Origin of the sequence: Brucella sp. IR073 (genome assembly GCF_049065735.1) — a bacterium.
Classification (GTDB): domain Bacteria; phylum Pseudomonadota; class Alphaproteobacteria; order Rhizobiales; family Rhizobiaceae; genus Paramesorhizobium.
In genome coordinates this window covers 1-4,920 of the sequence record NZ_JBAKHD010000021.1, presented here as the reverse complement: position 1 = coordinate 4,920, position 4,920 = coordinate 1, and the positions used below count along the sequence as shown (strand labels likewise).

Genomic DNA, 4,920 nt, shown 5'->3' with positions numbered 1-4,920 from the left:
GTCAGTTCCTTGATGGTGGGGGCCGTCAGGGATGCGTTGGCCGAGGGATCATTGTCGGCGAAGGCGAGGGAGGCGCGGGGCAGGTTTTTGCCATTCCACTGCATGTAGAGATCGAGACGGGTCTGGGTGCCCGAACCGACATAGAAGGTTGTCGGGTCGGTGCCGTTGGTGGTGATGGGATAGCCGTTCTGGCCGCGGGTGATCGGAGTGCCATCCGCTTTGAGCACGGTGATGGTGCTCACGGGCTGGTCGGTGAGAAGATACAGGGTCTCGGTTCCGGTCGCCCAGTTATTCTGTATCTGGCATTTGACGACGGCGTCGGGATATTTGGTCGAAACGCTGCTGCCGTTGGGTGGCAGCTGCGCATAGGCCTTGTCGATGACGATGCTCGGAGGGATGAACCTGCGCGGGAGGGGATAGGAAAAGTCGCGGGTGCCTATTTGCGGGTTGAAGGTGCTGGCCGCCAAATAGGCGGTGAACGGCGCCTCGCCGGTCACACCGGTGATGGTATTGCGGTAGAGACCGTCTGACCCTACCTCCGTCGTCTGGTTTTCCAGGGTCACCCGGTCCGCCGGATAGACCGTCCATAGCATTTCTAAGTTGCCTCGATAAGCCACCACGAGATTCCCGAACCCAACGGGTGTGAGGTCTATGGCGACTTGGGGGAAAGTGTCCTCGTTCACGTGCACGGAGCCTGACAGATTGCCAGTCACAGAAGCTTGGACCGTAAATCCCCAGTCATGACCGCTGATTACACTAACCCCATTGACCGCAACGCCGTCAGCCGGAATTGGTGTCTCGTCGGCAAAGAGGAGAAAGTAATCCGTTGCTTGATCAGGCACCACCTGCCATTTGACCGTCCCGGTGAGAGGCTGGCCATGGATATCCATGCAGATGGCCCTGAAAAGATGGGGGAAGTGTGATTGCTCGAACAACGCAAGGGGATTGCCTTCGATCCCCATGAGCCCGACCGAGCCTTTCGGCGGGTTCGGGGAGGCTTTGAACGTAATCTGAGCACTACCGAGGAAATCGCCTTGTCCGGCCATGTCGTGAGAAGCCCAAGCATAAACGGTGATCGTGACGTCCGTGTTCGGCCCATAGACGGTTATATTTATCGTTTCTGGTAAAGAGTCAGAATGGCTTGGGTCGAACATGATCGTATATCCATCCGGCATGGGTGCATCCCAATAAACGACGGTGATATTCGGGTTGTCGACCGTCACCTCGAAGGTGCATGTCATGTAGAGGTAAAGGGGCTCCGAAGTCGGCTGGAGGTGGAGGCCACCATCGCTCGTACGGGTGCCGCGTATCGCAATTTTCTTCTCTGCATCTTTTGTCATGTCTTTTTTCCTGAATCTGGGCCGACGCAGCAGCGTCGTCCTGTGAAACATCCATTGTCAAAATTCATTCGTAGGCGTGCCGGCTTAGCGGGCTCGGGCTGCTCCTCCGATGGAGCGGCAGCCCTGTTTCAGGTCGTTCAACTTGTCGAATTAAGCGTATAGGTTGCGAGATTCGACCAAGTGGTGACATTGCTCTAAATTCCCAAAATCCGCTGGGCTGTCTCCGACAGCCGTTCAAGCGGGCGGACGGAAGCCGACGACCACCTCGTTGCTGAAAAATGTTCCGGTCTCGGGGTTCGCTACCTTGGCTCGAATGGTTCCGAAAAAGGCCGTCGATCCGATCGCCGAGATGCGGATAGCGCTTTTGCCCTGGCTGTCCGTCACCGTTGGGAAACGCTCGCCCGGCACCGTGCCAAGCGGCCCGGTCAGGGGCGAGAAAATAATCTGGTCTTCCGGGCTGGCTTCCCAATAGACCGTCTGATTGGCGACCGGCAGATAAGGCCGGCCTGTCGCCGGATCATAGCCTTGCAGGACCGTGACCTGATATACAGCGCCGACCCCGATCGTTTGCCGTGTGCCCGGCGGCGTGATCCTTACGCTTTCGTTCACGAAGGGCGGGTTATCGAAGTCATAAAACAGGCCGGCCCAACCGGCCTGGATATAATAAGGCATAACTCTGTATGGACGTACTATAATTGAGACGGCGCGGCCGTTCTCGGATACCGAGGCATTAAAGAAAGTTTCCCCGTCGCCATTCGTCAGCGGCAGATAGAAGGTTCCCGTTGGTGGGTTATCCTTTTCTGCTAATACGCCCGGACTCCGCGGGGAGGGGGCCACATCAAGAGAGGCTGGGGTTGGATTCGTGACCGAGGATGAGGTTATTTGGAGGGGGCCGTACCAATCAGCTACCAGTTGATATCCTTGCAAGGGATTGCCGGTGTCATCCTGATAAACAGCCTTGAACGATATTTGCTGCCCGCTGGGGAGACGTCGCTGGCTCATGTCATCCGCGGGCCCGATATGAAGTGTTCCGTACGGCTTGGTAGCCGATGGGAAGTAATATGGGATTGCTTCTAAAATAGCGGATGCGTCTTGCTGTTGGGTAATTACATTGGGGGTGTAGACGTGAAGATCGGCGGGCGCCGGTGTATTGTCGTAAGGTGGCGGAACGTCGTAGATGTAGTCGGGTTTGGTTAAAGCGATATTATACGCGATCCCTAGGGTATCTCCGATCGCGAGGGAATGACGGTAATACGTCACCTCAGTGGGATCGATCGGCATGCAGGATAGCAAACTGCAGTTGGCGGGTGTTCCGTCCGCTAGGATATGAGTGAATTGAATATTATTTACCGCCGGTGGCTGTGTCAGGGCGGAAAAACCTGAAGCATCGAAGTCGGTTTGCATCTGGGTCCTGGTTGGACCGCCAGCGGATGTATCTGCATGGAGCGGGAGGGTAACGTAAGGGTCGCCTGTAATCGCAGCTGTCAAAGAGCCGACGAACGTCGCTTTGGTGCCTAGGGTGCCATCTTTCGCGAGCTTGACGACCGCATGGGCGAAGCCGTCGGCATCGGTGACGGTGTCGGCTGAGACAATGGTCGTATATGTGCCGGGCGAGAACTGGATGGGCTGGTTTCCCACCCCGGTGCCATCGCTATCGCTATAGAAGACCCAGACCTGCACAGGCGATTCGACAGGCAAGGCCACGCGCGCCGGCGGATAGATAAAAGTAAGAGCCGGATTGCCATCAGAAGCTTTGCTTGAAAAATTAGTCATAAGAGTGTTCCTTTATTTATTATGCGGTTTGAATTATGCTGCGTGAAATCCAACTATTGTCTCGATCTTGGCGGCCGTATCAGGACCGCCAACCTGGTCGCTTTTTACTCCCCGTTCAAGCGGGCGGACGGAAGCCGACGGCCACCTCGTTGCTGAAATATGTTCCGGTTTCGCGGTTGGGCACCTTGGCTCGAATGGTTCCGAAAAAGGCCGTCGATCCGATCGCCGAGACACGGATGGAACTATTGCCCTGACTGTCGGTCACCGTTGGAAAGCGTGTTCCCGGAACCGTGTTGAGCGGTCCGGTCAGGGGCGAGAAGATAATGCGGTCCGGCGGACTGGCTTCCCAATAGACTGTCTGATTGTTCACCGGCTGGTTTCCCCGGATCATGACCTTATATTCCGCGCCCACCCCGATCGTCTGCCGCGTGCCGGGCGGCGTGATCCTTACGCTTTCGTTCACGAAGGGCGGGTTGGTTTCATCGTAAAACAGCCCGGCCCAGCAGCCTTCGGTGTATCCAACCCAGAGTCTATCTCCATAATATCCGTAATGTTCTTCCCGAAGCATGGAAGACGCACGAATCAACACAGCGCGGCCGTTGTCAGGGACCGTAATAAAAAAGCCAGTTTCTCCATTTTCATCGGTAACCGATGGAGGGGATAACGTATAGTTTCCTTCGCAACGTACGGCAATTTGAACCTCCTTGCCCTGGAGGGGAACCCCATCCGGGCTCAGAAAAACGGCTTTGAAAAGCACGGGCTCTCCGTTGGGGAGGAGCCGTTTCGCCATGTCGTCCGCGGGACCGATTTTCAGGATTTGGGGAGCCCCCCCAATTATCCCTATATGCCACAATTGGCTCGGCGGATAAGTGCCTGTATCGCTGTTCTGAGCGATCACATTTGGCGCTTGCGCCTTGAAATGTGCGTCAAACGGAGTTCCCCAATCCGAGTTTCTCTGCTTGACCGATGCTGGATTCCAGGCGGTCCCATAGACGTCGCCAAAGGCGACATCGTATTGGAAATAGGCTTGCAACGAAGGGTCCGTAGGCGTGCAGATCAATTTTGGGCAGATTGCTCCCTTCCCGTCAGCGAGTGTATATCTCAACCTCATCAGATTGTGCTCTGGGAGTATCGCGAGCCCATCATAGGGTGGCTCGGTGAATCTTCTGTTTTCGATCTCGATCTTGCCGGGACCGCCGGCGGCAGCGAATGCATACAGCGACGTGCTGATGCTTGGACCGTTCGTGATCGCTGCCGTCACCGATCCCACGAAGACCGAGTTTGTGCCCAGTGCGCCTGGCCTGCTCAATTTTATGACGGCATGGGCATAGCCGTCGGCATCGGTGGCAGCGTCGGCGGAGAGAACGATCGTGTATTGGCCGGGCGTGAACTGGATAGGCTGGTTGCCGAGGCCCTGGCCACCGCTGTCGCCGTAAAAGACCCACACCTGCACGGGTGACTCTATGGGCAAGCCTACGCTCGTCGGCGGATAGATGATGGTAAGAGCCGGAGCCACAACGGAAGGTTCGCTTGAAAGATCACTCATAAGAATATTCCTTTATTATTCATCGATTCTGAAATTAAGCTTCCTGAAATCGGCAGCCCCCGGGCCACCCTTGCGAGGTGGCCCGGGACTGCGTTCTCAAATTGTCGAATTAAGCGTATAGGTCGCGAGGTTCGACCATGTGGTGACGCCGTTCTTCACGGCCATGTAGTCGATCTGCAGCTTGGCATTGCTGCTGGCGTTGGAATAGCCGGCGGCGGCCCATTGCGGCAGGGTGTAGGTCCATGTGGTGCCGTTGGTTGC

3 protein-coding genes are annotated in these 4,920 nt (G+C 56.3%); all 3 read right to left on the bottom strand.

What is annotated here, in order from left to right; genetic code table 11:
- On the bottom strand, window positions 1-1,340 hold a 1,340-nt coding region (locus ACOWVG_RS19160), incomplete at its 3' end, for a hypothetical protein (protein WP_420963979.1).
- 234 nt (window positions 1,341-1,574) lie between these two features.
- On the bottom strand, window positions 1,575-3,113 hold the full coding sequence (locus ACOWVG_RS19155; RefSeq protein ID WP_420963978.1) for a hypothetical protein: 1,539 nt from the start codon (window positions 3,111-3,113) through the stop codon (window positions 1,575-1,577).
- Window positions 3,114-3,228: 115 nt separating this feature from the next.
- Entirely contained in the window at window positions 3,229-4,659 is a 1,431-nt protein-coding gene (locus ACOWVG_RS19150) for a hypothetical protein (RefSeq protein WP_420963977.1), read from the bottom strand.
- Between the last annotated feature and the right edge of the window lie 261 nt (window positions 4,660-4,920).